The 21401-nt window shown below is 53.7% G+C and carries 20 protein-coding genes; 9 read left to right on the top strand and 11 right to left on the bottom strand.

Annotated features, from left to right (window positions below):
• Positions 1–59: 59 nt before the first annotated feature.
• Both LKE08_RS16095 and LKE08_RS16090 read right to left on the bottom strand, forming a co-directional pair.
• Positions 60–521, bottom strand: a complete 462-nt coding sequence (locus LKE08_RS16095) for a hypothetical protein (RefSeq protein ID WP_324705262.1) — start codon at positions 519–521, stop codon at positions 60–62.
• A gap of 171 nt (positions 522–692) precedes the next feature.
• Entirely contained in the window at positions 693–1040 is a 348-nt protein-coding gene (locus LKE08_RS16090; RefSeq protein ID WP_324705261.1) for a histidine triad nucleotide-binding protein, read from the bottom strand.
• 123 nt (positions 1041–1163) lie between these two features.
• Here LKE08_RS16090 and LKE08_RS16085 point away from each other — a divergent pair, with 123 nt between their 5' ends.
• A complete protein-coding gene (locus LKE08_RS16085) occupies positions 1164–2693 on the top strand; it encodes a YifB family Mg chelatase-like AAA ATPase (protein ID WP_324705260.1) in 1530 nt (509 codons plus the stop codon).
• A 103-nt stretch (positions 2694–2796) separates the two neighbouring features.
• On the opposite strand, the gene polA is transcribed toward LKE08_RS16085, so the two are convergent.
• Positions 2797–5634, bottom strand: coding sequence for a DNA polymerase I (gene polA, locus LKE08_RS16080; RefSeq protein ID WP_324705259.1), 2838 nt, complete (start codon positions 5632–5634; stop codon positions 2797–2799).
• A 139-nt stretch (positions 5635–5773) separates the two neighbouring features.
• Between polA and LKE08_RS16075 the strand changes: the two genes are divergently transcribed.
• The gene (locus tag LKE08_RS16075) at positions 5774–6544 is read left to right on the top strand and encodes a DUF1350 family protein (RefSeq protein ID WP_324705258.1); all 771 of its coding nucleotides are present in this window, start codon (positions 5774–5776) and stop codon (positions 6542–6544) included.
• A 9-nt stretch (positions 6545–6553) separates the two neighbouring features.
• Here the strand turns inward: LKE08_RS16075 and LKE08_RS16070 are convergent, their stop codons facing one another.
• Positions 6554–7018: an ATP-binding protein gene (locus LKE08_RS16070; protein ID WP_324705257.1), complete on the bottom strand. Its 465-nt coding sequence runs from the start codon at positions 7016–7018 to the stop codon at positions 6554–6556.
• A gap of 192 nt (positions 7019–7210) precedes the next feature.
• Here LKE08_RS16070 and LKE08_RS16065 point away from each other — a divergent pair, with 192 nt between their 5' ends.
• Complete coding sequence (locus LKE08_RS16065) at positions 7211–8347, top strand: SpoIIE family protein phosphatase (protein WP_324705256.1); 1137 nt, start codon at positions 7211–7213, stop codon at positions 8345–8347.
• Positions 8348–8730: 383 nt separating this feature from the next.
• Here LKE08_RS16065 and LKE08_RS16060 read toward each other — a convergent pair whose 3' ends face one another.
• The 4 genes from LKE08_RS16060 to LKE08_RS16045 form a co-directional block, all read right to left on the bottom strand.
• Positions 8731–9078 carry an STAS domain-containing protein gene (locus LKE08_RS16060; protein WP_324705255.1) on the bottom strand — a complete coding sequence of 116 codons (348 nt, stop codon included), beginning with the start codon at positions 9076–9078 and terminating at the stop codon, positions 8731–8733.
• A gap of 171 nt (positions 9079–9249) precedes the next feature.
• Entirely contained in the window at positions 9250–9894 is a 645-nt protein-coding gene (locus LKE08_RS16055; protein ID WP_324705254.1) for a helix-turn-helix domain-containing protein, read from the bottom strand.
• 48 nt (positions 9895–9942) lie between these two features.
• On the bottom strand, positions 9943–10473 hold the full coding sequence (gene dps, locus LKE08_RS16050; RefSeq protein WP_324705253.1) for a DNA starvation/stationary phase protection protein Dps: 531 nt from the start codon (positions 10471–10473) through the stop codon (positions 9943–9945).
• 94 nt (positions 10474–10567) lie between these two features.
• Positions 10568–10828, bottom strand: a complete 261-nt coding sequence (locus LKE08_RS16045; RefSeq protein ID WP_324705252.1) for a sulfiredoxin — start codon at positions 10826–10828, stop codon at positions 10568–10570.
• 336 nt (positions 10829–11164) lie between these two features.
• Between LKE08_RS16045 and murI the strand changes: the two genes are divergently transcribed.
• Positions 11165–12001: a glutamate racemase gene (gene murI / locus LKE08_RS16040; protein ID WP_324705251.1), complete on the top strand. Its 837-nt coding sequence runs from the start codon at positions 11165–11167 to the stop codon at positions 11999–12001.
• A gap of 143 nt (positions 12002–12144) precedes the next feature.
• Here murI and fabF read toward each other — a convergent pair whose 3' ends face one another.
• Positions 12145–13404 carry a beta-ketoacyl-ACP synthase II gene (gene fabF / locus LKE08_RS16035; RefSeq protein WP_324705250.1) on the bottom strand — a complete coding sequence of 420 codons (1260 nt, stop codon included), beginning with the start codon at positions 13402–13404 and terminating at the stop codon, positions 12145–12147.
• Positions 13405–13604: 200 nt separating this feature from the next.
• Positions 13605–13853: an acyl carrier protein gene (acpP, locus tag LKE08_RS16030; protein ID WP_324705249.1), complete on the bottom strand. Its 249-nt coding sequence runs from the start codon at positions 13851–13853 to the stop codon at positions 13605–13607.
• Positions 13854–14099: 246 nt separating this feature from the next.
• Here acpP and LKE08_RS16025 point away from each other — a divergent pair, with 246 nt between their 5' ends.
• The 5 genes from LKE08_RS16025 to LKE08_RS16005 all read left to right on the top strand — a co-directional run bounded on the left by LKE08_RS16025 (position 14100) and on the right by LKE08_RS16005 (position 20463).
• The gene (locus LKE08_RS16025) at positions 14100–14999 is read left to right on the top strand and encodes a CoB--CoM heterodisulfide reductase iron-sulfur subunit B family protein (RefSeq protein ID WP_324705248.1); all 900 of its coding nucleotides are present in this window, start codon (positions 14100–14102) and stop codon (positions 14997–14999) included.
• Between the two features lie 270 nt (positions 15000–15269).
• Positions 15270–15515, top strand: a complete 246-nt coding sequence (psaC, locus tag LKE08_RS16020) for a photosystem I iron-sulfur center protein PsaC (RefSeq protein ID WP_006616272.1) — start codon at positions 15270–15272, stop codon at positions 15513–15515.
• 253 nt (positions 15516–15768) lie between these two features.
• Complete coding sequence (gene glmS / locus LKE08_RS16015; RefSeq protein ID WP_324705247.1) at positions 15769–17694, top strand: glutamine--fructose-6-phosphate transaminase (isomerizing); 1926 nt, start codon at positions 15769–15771, stop codon at positions 17692–17694.
• Positions 17695–17930: 236 nt separating this feature from the next.
• Positions 17931–19148 carry a transporter substrate-binding domain-containing protein gene (locus LKE08_RS16010; protein WP_324705246.1) on the top strand — a complete coding sequence of 406 codons (1218 nt, stop codon included), beginning with the start codon at positions 17931–17933 and terminating at the stop codon, positions 19146–19148.
• 37 nt (positions 19149–19185) lie between these two features.
• A complete protein-coding gene (locus LKE08_RS16005; protein ID WP_324705245.1) occupies positions 19186–20463 on the top strand; it encodes a cation:dicarboxylate symporter family transporter in 1278 nt (425 codons plus the stop codon).
• A 41-nt stretch (positions 20464–20504) separates the two neighbouring features.
• Here LKE08_RS16005 and LKE08_RS16000 read toward each other — a convergent pair whose 3' ends face one another.
• Complete coding sequence (locus LKE08_RS16000; RefSeq protein ID WP_324705244.1) at positions 20505–21278, bottom strand: amino acid racemase; 774 nt, start codon at positions 21276–21278, stop codon at positions 20505–20507.
• Positions 21279–21401: the final 123 nt, after the last annotated feature.

Raw genomic sequence — 21401 nt, 5'->3', positions numbered from 1 at the left:
ATTCTTTAATCATTTGAAAAGTTTCTGGCTTCCCAACCTCCAATTCTGGGGGAACCAAGTTATGAAAGATTGCTGGGGTCGAGGGATTCATCAAACATTGACTGCAAATTTGGCGATCGCACCAAAGCCACCCGACCAAATCGGGGATCAATTTCTACTGCTGTAATCTCAATTTCATGGGATAGAGAACCGTCGGGACTGACAATAGAATGGGTGGTGGTTTCTCCCAGCTTGAGGAACAAACAGCGATCGAAGATCTGCCGTCTTCGATGCGGGGGTAAAAAATTTTGCTCTCCCATTTCCAGAGCGGCGGCATTATAAAACGACAACTTTCCCTCCAAGTTCAGCACCCCCGCCGGAGTTGAAAACTGCTCACACCACCGCAGGGTCAAAAACCACTTGGCATCGGATAATCGTTTGAAGACGCGATCGGGTTTGGGGTGCTGCAAAACCTTATATCCACCGGCAATAGCAATAATTGTGCCACCTAAAAAGCCGAATACAGTTCCAAGATCACTCATATTTCCGTTAATTTACGATTTAACTTTTATGTCAAAGCTTCGTAGCAAGGAAATGGTGGGTTACGGCACGAATGAAAAGTTGTCGGTTTTTCCGAAAAATTACGGCCGCGCCTAACCCACCCGACTGGACGGACTATTGCCTCATTTTAGCTGAAACTGTCTACTACTTATTTAGCCGGGAGGCCACTGCATCTGACGCCCGCCGAGGATGTGAATATGGAGATGATCCACTGTCTGTCCCCCGTCCGAACCATTGTTTATGACCACCCGATAGCCATTTTCCAAACCCGCTTCCTGGGCGACCTGTTTCGCTTTCAGCAGCAGGTGCCCCATCAGGGCGTGGTCGTCGGGGACGGCATCATCGAGCTTGGGAATGGGTTTTTTGGGAATGAGAAGAATGTGGACGGGGGCTTGGGGCGAAATGTCTTTGAATGCCAACACCATATCGTCCTCGTAGACGATATCCGCCGGAATTTCCCGGTTGATAATTTTGCTGAAAATTGTGTCCGAATTGCTCATGATTTTTGAGTTCTCATATCGGTTAACCCGAAAGGGTTTACCACAAATTGGATATTCGCTATTATACGATCGCCCGCCGATCGGCGAAAATAGAGACGGACGAATCGTAAATATAATTTAATTATGTTAGCCAGGGTCTGGAGTGCGTCGGTGGTCGGCATCGACGCGGTGAAAGTCGGCGTCGAGGTGGACATCTCGGGGGGACTGCCGAAAATCGTGGTGTTGGGATTGCCGGATACCGCCGTACAGGAGTCGCGGGAACGGGTGAAGGCTACGTTGAAAAATGCCGGGTACGCCTTTCCGATGCGGAATATCGTCATCAACCTCACCCCCGCCGATTTGCGGAAGGAGGGGCCGAGTTTCGATCTGCCCATCAGCATCGGCATTTTGGCCGCTTCCGAACAGGTGAGAGCCGATCTGCTGGGGGATTTCCTGTTTTTGGGGGAGGTGTCCCTCGACGGCAGTTTGCGGCCCGTGGCGGGGGTTTTGCCGATCGCCGCCGAAGCGGAACGGATGGGGATCGCCGGGTTGGTGGTGCCGGAGGACAACGCCGGGGAAGCGGCGGTGGTGCGGGGGATTTCGGTTTATGGGTTCAAGTCGATTTTCGAGGTGACGGATTTTCTGGGCAATCCGGACGCCTACGAACCGGTGAAATTGAACGGGGAAGCGGTTTTGAGCGAACGGCGATCGCCCACTTTAGATTTAAAAGATGTCAAGGGGCAAGCCCACGCCCGCCGCGCCCTGGAAATCGCCGCCACGGGGGGACATAATTTGATTTTTGTCGGGCCGCCGGGGAGCGGTAAAACCATGTTGGCGCGGCGGTTGCCGGGGATTTTGCCACCTTTGAATTTCGAGGAGGCGTTGGAGGTGACGCGCATCCATTCGGTGGCGGGACTGTTAAAAAATCGGGGAACTTTGGTGAGCGATCGCCCCTTCCGCAGCCCCCACCATTCGGCGTCCGGACCGTCTTTAGTCGGCGGCGGTAGCTATCCGAAACCGGGGGAAATTTCCCTCGCCCATCGCGGTATTTTGTTTTTGGATGAATTGACGGAATTTAAGCGCAATGTGTTGGAATTTTTGCGCCAACCCCTCGAAGATGGGTTTGTGACGGTGACGCGGACTCGGCTTTCGGTGGTGTTTCCGTCCCAATTTACCTTGGTGGCGAGTACCAATCCCTGCCCCTGCGGTTATTTCGGCGATCCGATTCAGCCGTGCACCTGTTCCCCCCGACAGCGCGAACAGTATTGGGCGAAATTGTCGGGTCCGCTGATGGACCGCATCGATTTGCAGGTGGCGGTGAACCGATTGAAGCCGGAGGAAATTACCCGCCAGTCGGAGGGGGAGGGATCGGAACCGATACGGGTACGGGTGCAAAAGGGTCGCGATCGCGCTTATCATCGATTTCGGGAGTATGATCATTTACAGTGTAATGCGGAGATGCAGAGCCGCCACATTCAGCGCTGGTGCCGCCCGGATGAGGCGGGGTGTCAGTTGCTTGAAGCGGCGATTCGGCGGTTGGGGTTGTCGGCGAGGGCGAGCGATCGCATTTTGAAAGTTGCCCGCACTATTGCGGATTTGGCGGGGGATGAGGATGTGAAGGCGAATCATGTCGGGGAGGCGATTCAGTATCGGACTTTGGATAGAATGCAGTGAAAAAATCCGCAGATTTCGCAGATTTCACAGATTTAATTTGCCGGTGATTTGTTGTGGCGCTTTAGTGCATTTTTGAGCCCAAGCGCCACAACGATCGCGACCATTATTTGGCTTCCATCCAGTTGTCTCCGGCGTGGATTTCTACCAGCAGGGGGACGGATAATGAGCGGGCGTTTTCCATGGTTGATTTAATCTGAATTTCGAGTTCTTTCCATTCAGATTGGGGGATTTCAAAGACGAGTTCATCGTGGACTTGCAGCAATAATTTTGATTGGTAATTTTTGAGGATTTCATCCAATTTAATCATTGCGATTTTGATGATATCGGCACTGGAACCTTGGATGGGGGCGTTGGCTGCCGCCCGCAATATCTGTTCGTCTTTGTAGTTGAGGCGATCGCGATCGCGCCCTTTCAGCATTTCAAAATAACGCCGCCGCCCCAAAATTGTCTCGACGTAACCCTGAGACAGTGCCAATTCTTTCTGCGATTCTAAATACTTGAACACGCCGGGATATTGTTTGTTAAAACGTTCGATAAATAGCTTTCCTTCGCTTTGGCTGACTCCCACTTCTCGGGCAAATCGCTGCGCCCCCATTCCGTAGATCACGCCGAAGTTGATAATTTTGCCGAGGCGACGTTCTTGGGAGGTGATTTCGTCCCGTTCAAATAGCAGTTTTGCTGTCAAAGTATGGACATCTTGATTTGTATTATAAGCCTCGACTAAGACGGGTTCTCGACTCAGGTGGGCGAGGATTCGCAATTCGATTTGAGAATAGTCTGCCGATACCAACATCCAGCCGGCTTCGGGGATGAAGGCTTTTCTGATCTGGCGGGAAAATTCGGTGCGGATGGGGATATTTTGCAGGTTGGGATTGGAGGAGGATAAACGCCCCGTGGATGCGATCGCTTGGTTGAAGTCGGTGTGGATTCGCCCGGTATCCGATCGCACCAATTCCGGTAAGGCATCCACATAGGTTGATTTCAATTTTGACAGGGTTCGATATTCGATAATTTTATCAATAATCGGATGATCGCCTTGTAATTTTTCCAACACTTTGGCATCGGTGGAATAGCCGGTTTTCGTTTTTCGGCTTTTTTTCCGATCCAATCCCAATTTATCGAATAATAATTCGCTCAATTTTTTAGTCGAACCCAAATTGAAGGATTCCCCGGCATCGGCGTGGGCTTGTTTTTCGAGTTCTTCTAAGGTTTTTCCCAACTGTTTTGAGAGATTATTGAGATAGTCGCTATCGATGCGAATGCCGGTATATTCCATCTCCGCCAGGACGGGTTCGAGGGGCTGTTCGACGTTCCGCAGCAAGTCATCTAATTTCGGAAATTGTTTCAGGATGTCTTGCAATTTTTGGGTGATATGATAAGTGGTGTAAACGTCCAAACCGCAGTAGTTGGCGACGGTGGCGATATCCAGATCGGCGATGGTTTTGCCTTTGGGGACGAGTTGGCTATAGCTTTTGGCGGCGACTCCCAAATCGGGTACATATCTCAGGGATAAGTCTGTCAAATTGTGGGATTCTTCCGGGTTCAAAACGTAGCTGGCTAACATCGTATCGAAAACCACGCCTTTGAGTTGGATTCCCTGGGCCCGAAAGATGAGGCGATCGAATTTTGTGTTTTGGAAAGTTTTGGGATGGGTTTCGCTTTCCAAAATGGGGCGGAGGGCATCTAAAACTGTGTCTTGCGGCAGGGTTTCTTCTGTGGGATGATTGAGGGGAATATAGGCGATATCGGAGGGTTCGGTTCCCCAACAGCAGCCGATGCCGACGAGTTTGGCGTCGCGGGGTTCGAGGGCGGTGGTTTCCGTGTCCCAGGCGACGGGTTTTTGGGCGTCGGTGTGGGTTTGGAGGCGATGGATTAGTGTTTCTAAGGTATCCGGAGTTTTAATAATTTGGGGTCGGATGGAATTGTCGATTTTGGGGTTATTGTTTTTTTCGGTATCTGCGGCGCTGAAAAACCAGGTATCTCCGTCTTCGGGTTCGGAAATGTCGATGTTTTTTTCGACTTCCACCGTTCCGTTGAATTGATGCTGGATCTGATTGATTTGATCGATAAAAGATTGGAATTCGAGGCGCTGCAATAATGGGATAATGGTGTCGCGATCGAATCCCGTCAGTTGGCAATCTTCCCAGTCGAGTTCGAGGGGGACATCCACGACAATTCTCGCCATATGCTGGGAGTGGTAGGCTTCGGTTTTGCCTTCCCGGAGTTTTTTGGCGATCGCACCCCCGATCGCATCCAAAGAATTATAAATTTTATCCAAAGTGCCGTATTGTGACAGCAGTTTCACCGCCGTTTTTTCGCCGATGCCGCGCACGCCGGGAATGTTATCGGATTGGTCGCCGCACAGTGCTTTATAATCGACAACCTGTTCGGGAGTAATCCCCAATTTTTCATAAACCTTTTCGGCGGTAAATTCCTGGGGAGTGCTGCCTTTTCCGTGCCCCAAATAGAGGACGGCGATCTGTTTTTGGGGATCGACAAGTTGAAATAAATCGCGATCGCCCGATAAAATTTTGACTTGATAACCCGCCGCGCTGCCCCGTTCGGCGAGGGTTCCCAGAACGTCGTCCGCTTCAAAACCTTTCACCGACAAAATGGGGACGCGGAACCCTTCGAGGAGCTGTTTCAAGTTTTCGACATCTTCGATAAAATCGGGGGGGGTTTCGGCGCGATCGGCTTTGTAGGTGGCGTCAGCTTCGTGGCGGAAGGTGGGGTCGGCGCGATCGAATGCGATCGCCACGGACTCGGGTTTGTAGGTTTGGATGACCTCCAGGAGGGATTTGAGGAAGCCGAAACAGACACTGGTGGGGATTCCCGCCGCCGTTTGCAAGCCCCCACTCCGACTTTTACCGAAGGCGTAGTAGGCGCGAAAGGCTAGGGAATGGCCGTCAACGAGGATCAAAAGCGGAGAATTGGAAGACACGGCGGAGCAGTTGTGTAACAATACGATTGAATCTTTTTTATTGTAGTCGTCATCCGGCTTGGCGGGGAAAAGCAGAATTTTCCCATTTTGCCCGGGGTGCCGGGACAGTTGACCAAATCTTACGCTGGCGAAGTGATTCATGGATTGGCTGGAAATTTCCGATAATTGGGTTCTGATTCCGCCGCAACCGAAGGGAATCGTGCATTTTCTGGGGGGGGCGTTCGTGGCTTCGGCCCCCCACCTGACCTATCGGTGGCTGTTGGAACAAGTAGCCCGCCAGGGATACGCCGTGGTGGCGACGCCGTTCGTCAACACCCTCGACCACGGGACGATCGCCCGCGATGTGCTGTGGACCTTCGAGGACGGTTTGGAGGACTTATTTGCCACCCGGCGGCTGAAACGGCGGGGGCTGCCGATCTACGGCATGGGGCACAGCATGGGGTGCAAGTTGCACCTGCTGATCGGGTCGTTATATTCGGTGCGGCGGGCCGGAAATATTTTGATCTCGTTCAACAATTACGCCGCCCGCCAGTCGATCCCCCTGGTGGAACAGTTGTCGTCGGTGATGCCAGTGGAATTTACCCCCACGCCGGACGAGATGAACCGGTTGATCCGCGATCGCTATCAAGTCCGGCGGAATCTGCTGGTCCGGTTCAGCAAAGATACCATCGACCAGACGGCGGGACTGCACAGGATTTTAGACCGGCGGTTTCCCGGACTCGTCACCCTGCAACAGTTGGGTGGCGACCACCAGACTCCTTTGGGGCAGGATATGAGCTGGCCCGTCGTGGGCGAGGTGTTCACCCCCATCGACGCGCTCTCCCAGTGGTTGAAGCAGGAGATGTACCGGGATCTGTACCGGCTGAAGCGGGAAGTGCTGCAATGGCTCAACCCCCTGGCTCCTGTTTAGGCGGGCGGGCTAACATTTGGGTGGCGGATCGACGTATTTCACGATCGCCAGACAATTGCGGCCGTCCGGAGTGCGCCGATAACTCAACTCGTCGGCGATGTCCCGCATCAGTTTCAAACCCCGCCCCCCCGTGGCGGTGCGGTCGGTTTTGGGGGACATCTCGCGGAGTTTCTGTTCCAGGTCGAAGGGTGAGCCGCGATCGAAAATTCGCATTTCGATCATTTCCGCCGATAGGCTGACCTCAATTTCGATCGGAACGTCCGGAGAAAATTCCCGGTGGGCGTGTCGCACGGCGTTGGTAAATCCTTCCGCCAAAGCCAGTTGGCAGCGCAGCCAAACCGATTCCGGAATTGAGGGCGGATGCCATTGGGCGAACCACCCCAGGACATCCGCCAACTGATCTAAATTTGTGGGGGTTTGAAACCGGATCGTGCGGGGGACAGAAATCGGTTCAGAACCTTCAAATTGAATCACGCTTGATATGACAATGTAACACAGTGATGTCCGGGCCACAAACGAGTTTACATCTCAATTTAGCACGGCTGCTAACTTCTCGGAGAGTGCGATCGAGGCATCATCTGATTAGACTATACTCTATTTATGCCCGAGATGGCTGAGAACGTTGCTTTCCAATCTTGACCCAAAACTGTTTGAACTTCAGCTCCCATGTTTAAAATTTTAGTGATTGACGATGATACTGTAATTCGGGAACTGCTCAAAAGAACGCTCAAAAAGCAGGGTTACGATGTTGCGGTGGCGAGCAACGGTGAAGAAGGCATCCAGAAAGCAAAAGAATTGCGTCCGGCGCTGATGATTTGCGATTGGATCATGCCCAGACTGACGGGGATCGAAGTGTGCCGGCAGGTGAAAGCGACTCCGGAATTATCCACGACCCAATTCTTTTTGCTGACGTCTCTGACGGCGGTGGGCGATCGCGTCAAGGGGCTCGACGCGGGGGCGGACGATTTCATTTCCAAACCCATTGAAATGAACGAGTTGTATGCCCGGGTGCGGGCGGGGCTGCGACTCCACCAACTCAGCCGGGACCTGCAAACCCAAAAGCAACTGTTGGAAACGGAGTTGTCGGAGGCGGCGGAATACGTGCGATCGCTCCTCCCCGAACCCCTCGAAGATCCGGTGCGGGTGGAAGCCAAGTTCATTCCGTCCCGGCAGTTGGGGGGCGACTGTTTCGATTATTTCTGGCTCGATTCCGACTCTTTGTCGATGTATCTCTTGGACACCTCCGGACACGGGCTCCGGGCCGCTTTGCCCTCGGTTTCGGTGTTGAATTTGTTGCGATCGCGGGCTATTCCCAACATCAATTACTACCAACCCAGCGACGTGTTGCGATCGCTCAACACCACCTTCCAGATGACCTACCAAAACGACAAATATTTTACCATTTGGTACGGCGTTTACAATCGCATTTCCCGCCAACTGATCTATGCCAGCGCCGGCCACCCCCCCGCCATCCTCCTCTCCGGCCGCCACAACAACAAACTCAAAATTCAGCGCTTGAAAACCCCCGGAATGCCCGTGGGAATGTTTTTAGAAGCGGAATATACGGACGCCCACTGTCACATCGAAAACAACAGCAATCTTTATATTTTTAGCGACGGCGTTTATGAAATTCACCAGCCCGACGGCAGCATTTGGGGCCTGGATTCTTTCATTCAAGCGCTGATTCGATACAATGACTTTCAACCCGGGAGCCTGACCTCCATTCTCGATCGGGTCAAATCCATGAATTTAAACCAACCCTTCGACGACGATTTCTCCCTCCTAAAAATCAGTTTTTTCTAGACTCAATGTCGCCGAAAATAGAAAAAATCGCCCATCCGATCAGATCCGGTAATTGACCGGACAGACCCCTTTAACGGAGGCGATCGGCGTCAGGCCGGGTGCGAGGGAAGAGGAGCTTTCAGCTTTCAGCTTTCAGGTATCAGCGTTTCGGCTGAGGGCTGATCACTGACGGCTTTCTCCTCGATACAAAAACAGCGCGGCAGCCACCGATTCGGCGCTGCCGACCCTCAAATTGAGTCTCCCAATTGGGGAGAAAAAAGCAGCCGTTCGATACCGAAAAGAACGGTCGAAGATAACAGCCCCGAGTGCGGACGATACCAACCCGACGGAGAAAATAGAAAGAAGGGAGTAAGGGCTTGAAAAAATCAACGAAATCTGAAAAATTAGCGGTGAGACTCTCGTTGGCGTTCAAATTCCTCTCGGCTTTCAAACAGCTCGAACACCCGATCCATACTGGTCAGTTCAAACAGGATTCTAATTTGCTCATTGATCGAACAAATCACCAATTTACTATTTGCTGCCCTCACGGTTTTGAGCGCCAACACCAGAGCCCCCAGACCCGAACTATCCATGAACGTGACATCTTGAAAATCGATCAAGATCGTTTCGGCTCCCTTTTCAACCAGCCGAGCAATATCTTGACGGAATTCGCGCGCTTTGGTACCGTCTAAAATGCCTTCTGGTTGCAGGACTTGAACATCAGAACTCATATTTTTTTGAGATTGAAGCATAAGAATGACTCGCCCGATTCCGCTAGTATAACTTTGAAATGCGCCGAGAGCCAAATGCCCGCCGGAAAATCAGAAATTCCGTTTCAAGGACGATTCGAGCGATCGGAAACTGGATGCGGCGGATTTCCCATTGCACTTTCGTTTCCGCACTCTAACGGCATCTTTCAATTTTCATCGTTCCGGGCCGACCTTGGCGCGGTAGAGAAGTCGATCGCCCTGTCGGTAGCCGGCGTACCGCACGACGACGGCATCCCCGGGCTTTGCGGTTCCTTCTATCAATTGGTGTAGATGCGGATCGTAGGAAACTCGGGAACCGACGGGCGCGACGATCTCCACCCCCCATTGTTGCACAAGTCGCTCGACGGGTTTCAACAGGGGCAGCAAATTTTTGGCGGCCAATTGGGGATTCTCCCGCGCTTTCTGGGCCGCCGTCGGCCACTGCAGGAGCCAAGATTCCAACGTCTGCAAACTCGCCCCCTGGAACTCCGCCGCCAGGGACTCCCGCAGTTGCTCCAGTTCGGCCTGCACGCGCCGATATTCCCGTCGCAGTTCCTGACTCGAATCCGCCTGGGGGGCCAACTCCCCGCCGTCCGGGGTGAAGGCGGCCAGGAGTTCCGCCAGGGAAATTTGCAGCGCCGCGGCGATCTTGATCAGAATTTCCACCCGAGTTTGCAAAGCCAATCCCTGGCAGAGCCGAAAGAACTGCAACTCCCCGACCCCGGACGCCCGACTCAATTCTCTGAGACTAGAAAACCCCGCCTGTTGCATCAGGCGTTGCAACCGGGGGGTATACTCAGTTGGCGGCAACCTATCCATACAATTGACAATACGAGACCTCGATTTCGAGCCTAACTCAGATCGGGTCTACTTGCTGCCGTTTCCGGTATCGCCGCCGCCCTGGAGGTGCGCTTCCAAGAACCACAGGCGCATATCGACGGTGCGGGAAATTTCGGTGTACAGGTCGGCGGTGTCCGCGTCGCCGAGGTCGTCGGTTTTGCCGATCGCCTCCCGCAGGGATTTGGCGTAGGGGCCGAAGCGATCGGCTAGGGCGACCACGTGATCCCGCCCGTCGTCGATGTCGAGGGGATATTCGGGCAGGGCGGACTGGCTCGCGGCGATGCGGGCCGTTCCCATCGCGTAGCCCCCCAACGTGGTGACTCGCTCGGCCAACATATCGATGTATCCTTCCAATTCGCCGGCCATTTCGTCAAACAGCAGGTGCAGTTGGTAGAAGTGAATCCCCTTGACGTTCCAGTGGGCTTGCTTCACCTGGGTTTTGAGGTCCAGGGTGTCGGCCAAGCTCTGGTTGAGAATGGCGACGATTTGGGAGCGGGTGTCCTCCGGCAGATCGATGCGGGTGGAGTAGAATCGCGTTTTTGCTTTCGTGCTGGTCATGATCGCTGACTCCGACTGAGTGTTGGTGATGTAATCCGGAAAAATCCGACAAATTTCTAAATTTTATTCGGTTGTGGACCTTGATGAATCTATCTTAAGCCAGATGCTTCCGCAAAACGGAACGGGGCGCCCGGCGCACGTTGCAGCGGATGGTTTCCTGGCCTATGTGGCTGCAGGCCTCAAAGCGGTGGCATCCGGAGAATCCGTAATACTGGCCGTCCACTTCCAGGACTTCGATGGGTTCTTGCAACCCGATCGCCCGGATGGATTCCATGAGCGATCGCACTTTTTCCGGGTCGGTTGCCCGGGGCAAGGGTCGCCGGATTTGTTTGAGCGGTATGTCCTGAACCTTCATGTGGGCATCTCGATCTCACTGCCTTAATCATACTCATAATGACTTCAAGTTGACAAGCCATATCAAGAAATGATCACAAAATCCGGAGGGGGGTTCTCGGGCCGGAGAAATCAGATCGAGTTTCGGTGGCATTTGGGCCCGGAGGGGTGAATCTGTCGCGATCGCCGGAGAAACTGTTGAAACGGCTCGGGGTGTATTAGAGTAATTCAAATCGAGATCGGTGAGGCGATCGCGGTGGCATTTGGCGAAGCTCGTATTCCGACGGCGAACCCTTCCCCGTCCGCCCGACGGGGGACGCCCGAAAGCCGAAACATAATTTATGACTGCCGAGTAACCATGACAAGGGATAAAAGACGACAGAAAATTGCAATTTTTGACAGTGGTGTGGGAGGACTGACGGTGTTGAGGGAGCTGTACCGACAACTCCCCAACGAATCGATTCTTTACTTTGCCGATACGGCGAGGCTGCCCTACGGCACGCGATCGCCCGAAGAGATCGTGCAGTTCGTCCGCGAAATCATCACTTGGGCCGTCGGGCAGGACGTAAAAATGGTGTTGATGGCCTGCAATACCAGTTCCGCCCTCGCCCTAGAAACAGTGCAGTCCGAATTCGAGATCCCCATTTTGGGCCTGATCCTGCCCGGAGCCCGAGCCGCCCTGACTCGGGGCGAACGCATCGGCGTCATCGCCACCCCCGCCACCGCCGCCAGCAACGCCTACCGCCAAGCGATTCAAGAAATGAATCCCGGCGTACAAGTGTGGCAGGTGGGGTGTCCGGCCTTCGTGCCACTGATCGAGCACAACCGGATTCACGACCCCCAAACCTACGAGGTGGCGCGGGAGTATTTGACTCCCCTGATCGAACAGCGCATCGATACGCTGATCTACGGCTGCACCCACTATCCCCACCTGGCCCCCGTGCTGCGATCGCTCCTCCCCAGTTCGGTCGAGTTGGTCGATCCGGCGGTGCATTTGGTGGCGGCGGTCGTCCAGGAATTGGAGTTGCTCGGTCTGGGAAATACCCACCTCCCGCGGCCGACCCGGTTTTGCGTGAGTGGCGCCCCCGAACAGTTCGCCAACCTCTCGGTGCAGTGGCTCGGATACACCCCCGCCGTCGAATCGATCGCCCTGCCGACGGTCGAGAAACGGGATCAATTAACAATTAATAATTAATAATTAACAATTAATAATTGTTAATTTTGGCCCGCGCAACGATTCAACGCCCAGGGCCGGGAAAATTTCCCGGCCCTAGGCGTTGATAGCGCAGTCCGAGCCGCGTCGTTACAGATCTGACGGGTTCACACGTTAGCCGACTCCTATTCGTTTTCTCGATACTTCTGGAAGGCTAAGGTGATGTTGTGGCCTCCGAAGCCGAAGGAGTTGGAGAGGGCCACCTCGACGGGTTGGCTGCGGCTCTGGTTGGGGACGTAATCCAGATCGCATTCGGGATCGGGAGTTTCCAGGTTGATGGTGGGGGGAATTTTGTCGTTGGCGATCGCCAAAACCGTGGCCACCGCCTCGATGCCGCCGGAACCCCCCAGCAGGTGGCCGGTCATGGATTTGGTGGAACTGACGGCGACCTTGTCGGCCTGTTCGCCCAGGGCCGTCTTGATGGCCGCGGTTTCCGTGGGGTCGTTGGCGGGGGTGCTGGTTCCGTGGGCGTTGATGTAGCTGATGCGGTCGGGGGTGAGTCCGGCGTCCTTCATGGCCAGGGCGATCGCCTTAGCCGCCCCCGTGCCGCCGGGAACCGGGGAGGTCATGTGGTAGGCATCGCAGGTCATGCCGTAACCGACGATCTCGCCGTAAATCTTGGCGCCCCGGCTGCGGGCGTATTCCAATTCTTCGAGGAGGAGAATTCCAGCCCCCTCTCCCATCACGAAGCCGTCCCGCCCCACGTCAAAGGGGCGGCAGGCGCGGGCCGGGTCGTCGTTGCGGGTGGAGAGCGCCCGGGCTGCAGAAAATCCGGCGACGGAAAGGGGAGTCACCGCCGCTTCCGTGCCGCCGCAGATCATGGCCCGGGCGTATCCCCGCTGGATCAATCGAAACGCATCGCCCACGGCGTTCGATCCCGCCGCGCAGGCCGTCACCGGGCAGGTGTTGGGGCCCTTGGCTCCCGTGTGGATGGCGGTGAGTCCGGCGGCCATGTTGGCGATCATCATCGGAATCATGAACGGGCTGCACCGGTCGGGGCCGCGGGTCAGGTAGATCTCTTGCTGATCTTCGAGGACTTTCAAACCCCCGATGCCCGTCCCGATAATCACCCCCACCTGGTCCGCATTCAGGTCGTCAATCACAAATTCCGCGTCTGCGAGCGCCTGTTTGCTCGCGGCAATAGCAAATTGGGCAAACCGGTCCATGCGCTTGGCTTCTTTGCGGGCGATGTAATCGCAGGGGTCGAATCCCTTCACTTCGCCGGCCATGCGGCAGTCGTGCCGTGACGCATCGAATAAGGTGATCGGGCCGATCCCGTTCTGTCCGGCCAGCAGTCCCTCCCAATACTCGGCAATGGTATTGCCAATCGGAGTCATTGCCCCCAGACCTGTAACAACAACGCGCTTGCGGTTCATATCAGTCATGATTTTTTTTCAAAAAGTTAACCACCCAGAATGCAGGACACAGGTGAAGTTGCTGGCCCTCAAACCCGCCAGCCTTCAAACGACGATGCCGATGGGGTGGCGGAGCTCACGAAAAGGTTATATGATCCGAACCGGAACGTCCCCGGCGCGCGATCGCGAGAAAAGCGATCGCCGAGATTCAGTGTCCGAGATAGAGTGGCTTAGGCCGACGCGGCAACTTGACTGTCGATATAGTTGACCGCGTCTTCAACTGTGAGGATCTTTTCCGCTTGTTCGTCGGGGATTTCGATGTCGAATTCATCTTCCAACGCCATGACCAGTTCCACTACGTCCAAGGAATCTGCGTTCAAGTCATCGGCAAAGCGGGCATCTGGAGTCACTTGGTTTGCATCAACTTCCAGTTGGTCGGAAACAATTTTTTTGACTTTCTCCAGGGTGTCTGCACTCATAATCTAAATGGTTCCTCGTTTTGGATGTCGCGTATACCATCTTATCTGAAAGCGCGATCCCCGCGATAATGATTTGCCACTTTTGTGACTGGCACCGCCGCCGCCCGGGTCGGGGGAACCGCTGTGCCCCGCCAGGGGGCAGGGAGGGAACCTTCAGGGTTTTTTCCACTGCCGATCGCCCCTTTCCGAGGGATGATAGATCCAGGGGCGCGATCGACCCCCGTGTTAGCGGAGAACACCACTGCCATGCCATCTCAAACGCTCAAATACGCCTATTTCCCCGGCTGCGTCGCCCAGGGGGCCTGCCGGGAACTCTACCAATCGACAGAAATTTTGACCCGCACCCTGGGAATCGAGTTGGTGGAGTTGAAAAAGGCCTCCTGCTGCGGGTCGGGAACCTTCAAGGAGGACTCCCAACTGCTCGAAGATACGGTCAACGCCCGCAACATCGCCCTGGCCGAAGAATTGCAATTGCCCCTGCTCACCCATTGCAGCACCTGCCAGGGGGTGATCGGCCGGGTGGACGAACGCCTCAAGGAGTCTCAAACCGCCGACCCGGCTTACCTGGAACAGGTCAACCAACTGCTTCAGCAGGAAAGCTGCACCCCCTACAAGGGCGCGACGGAGGTGAAACACCTGCTCTGGGCCCTGGTGGCCGACTACGGCCTGGAGGAAATTCAACGCCGCGTTACCCGGAAACTCTCGGGACTCAAGTGCGCCGCCTTCTACGGGTGCTATCTGCTCCGCGCCCAAACCCAGTTGGCCTACGATGACCCCTACCAGCCGGAATCGATGGAAAACCTGTTCCGGGCCGTGGGCGCCACGCCGATTTACTACCGGGGCCGGACCCAGTGCTGTGGCTGGCCGATTTCTAGCTACGCGACGACGGAATCCTTCAAACTGGCCGGCACCCACATCCAGGAGGCGATCGCGGCCGGGGCCGATTGTATGGTCACGCCCTGCCCCCTGTGCCACCTCAACCTCGACTCCCGCCAGCCGGAAGTTGAAAAAGTCATCGGGCGCTCCCTCGGTTTGCCCGTCCTCCACCTCCCCCAACTCGTCGCCCTCGCCCTCGGCGTCGATCCCAAAGCGTTGGGTTTGGACAACCACATCGTCTCCACCCATCCCGTGTTGGAGAAATTGTAGGGAGTAGGGAGTAGGGAGTAGGGAATAGGGAATGGGGAATGGGGGTTCTGCTTCTTCCGCTCCCTCCGCCCCACACCCCACACCCCACACCCCACACCCCACCTTTAAAATATTACAGAATTTAAAGTTTTGTCGCCTTGTGTATCTTGACGGGCAAACACTGGGGTAAAGTGATCGAAGATATACGATAATCCAGCTTTGAAGATAGCCGTTTAATCTACATCCCTTGTAGATGCGGTCACACCTGAGATCTTTGGGAGAACTTATTCAATGTCTCATTCCGTCAAAATTTACGATACCTGTATCGGCTGCACCCAGTGCGTTCGGGCCTGCCCTCTGGACGTCTTAGAGATGGTTCCTTGGGACGGCTGCAAGGCGGGCCAAATTGCCTCCTCCCCTCGCACCGAAGATTGCATCGGCTGCAAGCGGTGTGAAACGGCTTGTCCCACCGACTTCCTCAGCGTCCGGGTTTACCTCGGCGCCGAAACCACCCGCAGCATGGGTCTGGCCTACTAAAGCCGGCCCGATGGCCGAAAAAGCAAACGCTTTGGGGAACCAACGCGATTTGTCAGTTCCACTTGTTATAGGTTCAACATTTATAGAGAGGGCGATTCGCTCCCTCTTTTTTTTGGGTATCGCTTACAATTTGTGAACATTCCTCCAGTCTCCTCCCTGGGGAGGGGAGAGAACCGGATCGCCGCAAGATTTGACGGTATATTACCGTATGGGGTGAAACCCAGATTGTCTACCCTTGAGGAGCTACAGCCAAATGTGTGGAATTGTTGGTTACATCGGCACCCAAGCCGCCACGGAGATTTTACTGTCGGGATTGGAAAAGCTGGAGTATCGCGGTTACGACTCCGCAGGGCTGGCCACGGTCTGGGAAGGAAAAATTCACTACATCCGCGCCAAGGGCAAGCTCTACAACTTGCGGGATAAACTGGCCCAGGTGGAAATGCCGGCCCGCATCGGCATCGGCCACACCCGCTGGGCCACCCACGGCAAGCCGGAGGAACACAACGCCCACCCACAACTCGACACCCACGGGCGGGTTGCGGTGGTTCAAAATGGGATTATCGAAAATTACCGGGAATTGCGGGAGCAGTTGAAGGGGAAGGGACACGAGTTCAAATCCGACACCGATACGGAAGTGATTCCCCACTTGATTTCGGAGATTTTATCCACCCAATCCAAACCGGAACCCGGTTCGCCCTCCGAGTTTTTCGATGCGGTGCGGAAGGCGGTGAACCGGTTGGAGGGGGCTTTTGCGATCGCCGTTTTGTGCGCGGACCATCCCGGCGAGTTGCTGGTGGCCCGCCAACAGGCGCCCATCTCCATCGGTTTGGGACAGGGGGAATTTTTCTGCGCCTCCGACACCCCCGCTTTGGTCCCCTACACCCAGGCGGTGCTGAGTTTGGATAACGGCGAACTGGCCCGTTTGACCCATTTGGGGGTGGAAGTGTACGGCTTCGACGGTTCCCGCCTCAACAAAATGCCCCGCATCCTCAACTGGAGTCCGTCCCTGGTCGAAAAGCACGTCTTCAAGCACTTCATGCTCAAGGAAATCCACGAGCAACCGGGGGTGGTGCGGGACTGTCTCAACGCCTACATCCACGACGACTGGCAGGGTGGGGAGGAAACGACTAAAGGGAAATCGAAAACGGCAATTCCCTCTCCCATCAATTTGAACCTGCCCGGTGCCCTGTGCGACGGCCTCGAACAGGTGCAGATTCTCGCCTGCGGGACGAGTTGGCACGCCAGTTTGGTGGGCAAATACCTGCTCGAACAGTTGGCGGATTTGCCGACGACGGTGCAGTACGCCTCGGAGGCCCGCTACGCGCCCATCCCCCTGCGCCCCAACACCCTCACTGTCGGCGTCACCCAGTCCGGGGAGACGGCGGACACCCTGGCGGCGTTGGCGATGGAACAGCAGCGCCGGATTAATGCTGCGCCTGAGTTCGCCCCCCGTCTGTTGGGAATTACCAACCGCCCGGAGAGTTCTTTGGGTCAAATGGTTCCTCACCTGATCGATACTCGGGCGGGGATCGAAATTGGCGTGGCGGCGACGAAGACATTTTCGGCCCAGTTGATCGCGTTTTATTTGTTGGCGTTGGATTTGGCTTGGCGGCGGAAGACGCTGGCGCCGGCCCGCATTCAGGACATTATCAGCGGGTTGCGACAGTTGCCCGGTCAAATTGAGTTGATGTTGAGTGCCGACGCGGGAGATATTGAAGAACTGTCCCATGAGTTTAGCGAGACGCAGGATTTCATTTTCTTGGGTCGGGGGATCAATTTTCCGATCGCTTTGGAAGGGGCGTTGAAATTGAAGGAAATTAGTTATATCCACGCGGAGGGATATCCGGCGGGGGAGATGAAACACGGCCCGATCGCGCTGTTGGATGATAAGGTACCGGTGGTGGCGATCGCGATGCCGGGTTCGGTTTACGAAAAGGTGATTTCCAACGCCCAGGAAGCGAAGGCCCGGGATGCGCGACTGATCGGGGTGACACCGAAGGACGTGCCGGAGTCTGTCGAAATTTTTGATGATTTATTGCCCGTCCCGGAAGTGGACGAATTGTTGTCGCCCATTTTGACGGTGGTTCCCCTACAATTGTTGGCGTACCACATCGCGGCGCGGCGGGGATTGGATGTGGATCAGCCGCGGAATTTGGCGAAATCGGTGACGGTTGAGTAGGCGAGTGCTATATATTCGTATCCGATCCGGTTTGTTACCTCGGCTGGGGTGAGAGTTGCCAAGATCTCTCGAATTTCGGATTGGGTACGAGTATTGTAAAGTTTCAATAAGAATAGCCGTCCTCAATTTTGCCGGGATGGGATAGCTGACCATGTGATCTGGCGTTGGCATGGGTTCGGTCGTGCGGATGACGCAACAGTGTTGTACCATTTTGATCAAACCCAAAGCTTCACTCTATGCCAAACCTTCACAAATGGAAATTTATCGTTTTGACACTGGTGGCGATCGCAGTGGGAACGATTTTGATGGTCACACCCTTGGTCCGAGGGCAAGACTCGGCGACACCTCCACCTTCGCAACCGACTGAAGCGATCGCAGAAGTTGAAAGCACCGGCACTTTGCAAGCAGAAGAAAATGGGGAAGAATTGGAGATTATCCAACTGCAAACTCGATTGAAGCAGAAAGGGTATTATCTGGGGGCGATCGATGGGGTTTACGGAGAGGAAACCCGAGAGGCGGTTTACAACTTTCAACTCAGTTCGGGATTGGAGGCGACGGGGGAAATTGACCGGGAAACGTGGAGGTTGCTCGGAGGTGTCCCAGTCTCCGTTCCCCAAGTTCCCCAAGATGAGCCGTCCACACAACTTCTCTCTCCTGATATTCAAAAAATCGTCGATCGCGGGGAGTTGATCGTCGCCACAATCGCCAATGATATCGCACCATTTTTTGTTACAAATGAAGGGGGTAAACTGGAAGGATTGGATGTCGAAATTGCCCGGGGATTAGCCGACAATCTGGGGGTAAAATTGCGCTTCAATCGCAGCGCCAAAACGTTTAATGAAGTGGTCGATCTGGTCACAAAAAATGAAGCAGATTTGGCAATTTCCAAACTCAGCCAGACTTTTCAACGGGCGAAAATTATTTCTTTTTCTAACCCTTATTTGACCATGCGTCACGGTCTTTTATTGAATCGATTGCAGTTGAAAAAGGCGGCTCAAAATAAAGATATTGTCGATTTTTTAAAGGATTTTGAAGGAAGAATGGGTGTAATCAATGGTTCTTCCTACGAGGGATTTGCGAAGCAGAAATTCCCGAAGGCGACAATTGTGAGATATTCCAGTTGGGAAGATCTGATCGAGGGAGCGATCCGGGGGGATATATTGGCGGCTTACCGGGATGAGTTGGAAGTCAAAAAGATTCTCATCAACCAACCCAATGCCGCTTTGAATTTTCAAACGGTCGCCCTGACCGATAGTCAAGATCCGATCGCGATCGCCTTGCCTTGGTCTAGCTATCATTTGTTAGAGTTCGTTAATTTATACTTGACAATGACCGATAAAAGTTATACTGTCGGTCAATTATTGGCAGATTACTCGGATTTTTTTGAACCTGCAAATGGAACTCAAACCGGAGAAAAATTGAACCATGAAAAAAAACAAAATATTCACCTTTAAGGGTTTCATAAAAATAGTGCGAAATCCCTGGTCTATCGTGCCGGCAATTCTGATTGGATTATATTTGGGAATTTTTCAAAAGGACATCGCACTGCTGCTGACTCCCTTCGGAACCCTTTATCTGACCCTGCTGAAAATGTGCGTTTTGCCACTGTTATTTTCGGCGATAACGATGAGTGTGGGAAAGCTGATTGGCAGTCATGAAGCGAATAAATATGTGAAACGGATTCTGATTGTTTTTGGGATGGGGTTGGTGGGAGTCAGTGCGATCGGTGCGGTGGTGGCGATCGGAACGAATCCGGGGGGAAATTTAGATGATTCGACCTTGACCGCTTTGGGGGTAATTGTGAATACCTCCGAGTTGGATTTGCAGGTTTCTTTGAGTGGACTCACTCCCGAAGTCACCGAAGAACCCATGTTAATATCGTTTTTATTCAACTTGGTTCCGGACAATATTTTTTCATCTTTGAGTGAAGGTAATTCTCTGGAAATCTTATTTTTCTCCATCGTGTTTGGCATCGCGATGGGATATTCAAAAGAATCGGCGAAGGAAGATGTATTTAGAATTTTAGAAACGGTCTTTACTGCGGCTAAAAAATTGATCGATTGGATCATCATATTCTTGCCCTTCGGCCTGTGTTTTCTTTTGGCTTCTCAGATGGCGACCACCGGCTTTGGCATTTTGATCGCCATGCAAAATTTTGTGCTGATTACAATTTTAGCTTTTGCGGTTATATACGGGCTGAGTACCCTGGTGATTTGGAAAAATGCGGGTGTCTCTTTGTGGACGGTTTTGATGAGTTTAAAAGAACCGACGATTTTGGCTTTGGCAACTCGCAGCAGTTTCACCTGCCTGCCCTCTTCAATTTCGGCGTTAACCGAAACGTTAAAGTTTGACAGACAGACGGTCAATTTGGTGACACCCCTGGCGATTACGGTGTGTCGATTCGGTCCGGTGGCTTATTTTGCCACGACTTCCGTTTTCGTGGCCCAACTTTATAATTATCAATTAAACTTGTCGAGTTTTCTCATTATTATTATCGCTTCAATTTTGGCGGGGATGGCGACGGCGGGGGCGACGGGAATTTTGACGCTGACGCTGTTGGATTTGGTCTTGAAACCGCTGGGTTTGCCCTTGGAAGCGATACTGGTGCTGTTAATTGCGATCGACCCAATTATCGATCCCTTCCGCACTTTGGGCATCGTCCACACGGGAATTGCGGCCACTGCGGCGATCGCGGATATTCAATCTTCATCACCCCAAACCGCCAACTCCCCCACCCTAGAAATTTCAACACCTTCGGAGAGTTTTTAGTCGCTGCGTTTCGCGAAACGCACCGATGCCACTTGGCATCACTAAGTCTGAGATTCTCGAATAATTTCGGGAACCTTTCGATCGCCCCAGGCGAAATCCAACGTCAGATCGGCAAGAATTTCCAGGGGATCGACGACGGTCAGGTTTTGGTATTTGAATCGGGCGAGGGCCACCGAAATCTCCGTACAGCCAGCGATCGCCAATTCTGCCCCCTGAGTTTCCAACCAAATCAGGGCATTTTCCAAAATTTTAATGGGGGGGGCCAAGATTTTAATTCCCGTGGCTTTGATGCCCCAAACCGGATGGTAAATGGCATTCATAATGTCCTGCTGCAATTGGGAGTCGGGAAGGGGGGCGATCGCTCTCAGTCCGGCGGCTTCCAAACTATCATGATACAGGTAGGCTGTCAATGTTCCGGTCGTCGCCAAAATACCGACTTTTTGACAATCTGGATAGCGACGTTTAATAAACGTCACCGTTGTCTTCATCAGATGAATCCAGGGGATCTCGATCTGAGATTGGACGGCATCGTGAAATCCGTGGGAAGTGTTGCAAGGAATCACCACAAAATTGGCTCCCGCCCCCTCCAGCATCCGACAATATTTTACCAAACCGGGGGTACAACTGGGTTCTTTTCCCAGCAAACTTTGAGTCCGGTCTGGAATGTCGGTGGCGTTGATCAAAATCCACACGGGGTGATCGCGATCGCCTTTGGCACCCCGGGCGGAATTTAAAGCGATCAGCAGCCGTTCAAATTCGATATGTGCCAAGGGACCCAATCCGCCAATAATTCCGGGAATTGTTTGTTGTTGCATCGGTACTTTAACTGTGACATTTAGAACGAAAAAAACCAGAAAATGAGAATTATAGCAACGAGCGCTCACGTGGTTACAGTTGAAATGGGGTCAGAAATTTTCAAACCCTTATAGAAAAGCCGT

The organism is Lyngbya sp. CCY1209 (assembly GCF_035615495.1).
Classification (GTDB): domain Bacteria; phylum Cyanobacteriota; class Cyanobacteriia; order Cyanobacteriales; family Microcoleaceae; genus Limnospira.
Note: the sequence above shows the minus strand (reverse complement) of the source record. Positions and strands in the feature narration are given on the sequence as shown.

Bases quoted from the DNA above. Each gene is read 5' to 3' on its own strand.
- glmS (WP_324705247.1), top strand. From the start codon at position 15,769: ATGTGTGGAATTGTTGGTTACATCGGCACCCAAGCCGCCACGGAGATT.
- LKE08_RS16055 (WP_324705254.1), bottom strand. From the start codon at position 9,894: ATGGATAGGTTGCCGCCAACTGAGTATACCCCCCGGTTGCAACGCCTG.
- LKE08_RS16045 (WP_324705252.1), bottom strand. From the start codon at position 10,828: ATGAAGGTTCAGGACATACCGCTCAAACAAATCCGGCGACCCTTGCCC.
- LKE08_RS16085 (WP_324705260.1), top strand. From the start codon at position 1,164: ATGTTAGCCAGGGTCTGGAGTGCGTCGGTGGTCGGCATCGACGCGGTG.
- dps (WP_324705253.1), bottom strand. From the start codon at position 10,473: ATGACCAGCACGAAAGCAAAAACGCGATTCTACTCCACCCGCATCGAT.
- psaC (WP_006616272.1), top strand. From the start codon at position 15,270: ATGTCTCATTCCGTCAAAATTTACGATACCTGTATCGGCTGCACCCAG.
- LKE08_RS16065 (WP_324705256.1), top strand. From the start codon at position 7,211: ATGTTTAAAATTTTAGTGATTGACGATGATACTGTAATTCGGGAACTG.
- LKE08_RS16025 (WP_324705248.1), top strand. From the start codon at position 14,100: ATGCCATCTCAAACGCTCAAATACGCCTATTTCCCCGGCTGCGTCGCC.
- LKE08_RS16090 (WP_324705261.1), bottom strand. From the start codon at position 1,040: ATGAGCAATTCGGACACAATTTTCAGCAAAATTATCAACCGGGAAATT.
- fabF (WP_324705250.1), bottom strand. From the start codon at position 13,404: ATGACTGATATGAACCGCAAGCGCGTTGTTGTTACAGGTCTGGGGGCA.
- LKE08_RS16075 (WP_324705258.1), top strand. From the start codon at position 5,774: ATGGATTGGCTGGAAATTTCCGATAATTGGGTTCTGATTCCGCCGCAA.
- murI (WP_324705251.1), top strand. From the start codon at position 11,165: ATGACAAGGGATAAAAGACGACAGAAAATTGCAATTTTTGACAGTGGT.
- LKE08_RS16095 (WP_324705262.1), bottom strand. From the start codon at position 521: ATGAGTGATCTTGGAACTGTATTCGGCTTTTTAGGTGGCACAATTATT.
- LKE08_RS16060 (WP_324705255.1), bottom strand. From the start codon at position 9,078: ATGCTTCAATCTCAAAAAAATATGAGTTCTGATGTTCAAGTCCTGCAA.
- LKE08_RS16010 (WP_324705246.1), top strand. From the start codon at position 17,931: ATGCCAAACCTTCACAAATGGAAATTTATCGTTTTGACACTGGTGGCG.
- LKE08_RS16000 (WP_324705244.1), bottom strand. From the start codon at position 21,278: ATGCAACAACAAACAATTCCCGGAATTATTGGCGGATTGGGTCCCTTG.
- acpP (WP_324705249.1), bottom strand. From the start codon at position 13,853: ATGAGTGCAGACACCCTGGAGAAAGTCAAAAAAATTGTTTCCGACCAA.